Genomic DNA, 1,237 nt, shown 5'->3' on the forward strand with positions numbered 1-1,237 from the left:
ATGTTACATTTATTAAGGTTAAAGTGAGATCAACAGAGGTATCTAACATGAAATCGCAATTAACAGCTTATATTACACTAATTTGTACATCAGGTGTTATTAATTTATTTTTATGCTTATCCGTATTTATAAAGCGGCATCATTATTCAAATGTGGCAAAATCCTTTATTATTTATACCTTGTGCATATCCATTTATTGTTTTGCTTCCGCCTTTGGATTAATGTCAACTAGCCTGGAGCAACTTAAATTTTGGACAATCATACAATACATCGGAATGCCGACATCTCCAGCATTAGGATTGCTGTTTATTATGCATTATTTAGGATATAACACAGCAAAAAAACGTTATATTTCTTTATTACTTATACCATTTATTAGTTTGGTCATGGTGGCAACAAATGATCTACATCATCTACATTATCGAGTATTTGAAATTGACCACAGCTTAGGGGCACCCTATGTACACCAGGAAATCGGTGTTTGGTATTTGATTCATGGAATATACACGTTTGCCTGTATGTTTGTTGCATTTTTTCTGGTTATCTCTCGTTGGAAAGAAACGGATAAAGTTTATCGGCCACAGTTAATTTCGTTAATGTTTGGCCAACTCATTCCAATGGTTACAGCTTTTATTTATTTAATAGGGTTTACACCTAAAGGGATTGACCCAGTTCCTATGGTTTTATGCTTTTCATCATTATTATATTTGTGGTCCATTAACGCATCACGATTGTTTTCCATTATGCCGATTGCAAAAGATGCCATATTTAATAGTATAAATGATGGTGTTATGGTGTTGGATGAATCCAATCGATTAATTGAGTTTAACCAAGCGGGTAAGGATATGTTTCCGTTAATAAATAAATTGATGTTTGGGATGGATTTTCATAAAGTCTGGTTATTGATTACAGGCAGCACATTTCCTTTTACATTAGAGGCTGCAGGAGTAAATCAGGAATTACGTTTAGCCTCTCATCAATCAGAGCGTATTTATAAGGTAAGGACATCACCGTTACAACCCACTAATAATAGTGATGGTCAATTAATCATTTTTTCAGACATTACAGAGTTAAAAATGTTGCAGATTAAATTAGAGCACTTGGCTTACTATGATGAATTAACCCAAATTTATAATCGACGAGCTTTTTTTCAACAATGTGAGGATGATTTCATTTTAGCCAAGAAGGTCTCATTACCATTTACAATTATTTTGTTTGACTTTGATCATTTTAAAAA

At 33.0% G+C, this 1,237-nt stretch carries 1 protein-coding gene; it reads left to right on the forward strand.

What is annotated here, in order from left to right; genetic code table 11:
• Positions 1-47: 47 nt before the first annotated feature.
• On the forward strand, positions 48-1,237 hold a 1,190-nt coding region (locus tag V7083_RS18810; RefSeq protein ID WP_335480789.1), incomplete at its 3' end, for a histidine kinase N-terminal 7TM domain-containing diguanylate cyclase.

It is taken from the genome of Bacillus sp. JJ1764, from assembly GCF_036962145.1.
GTDB lineage: Bacteria > Bacillota > Bacilli > Bacillales > Cytobacillaceae > Neobacillus.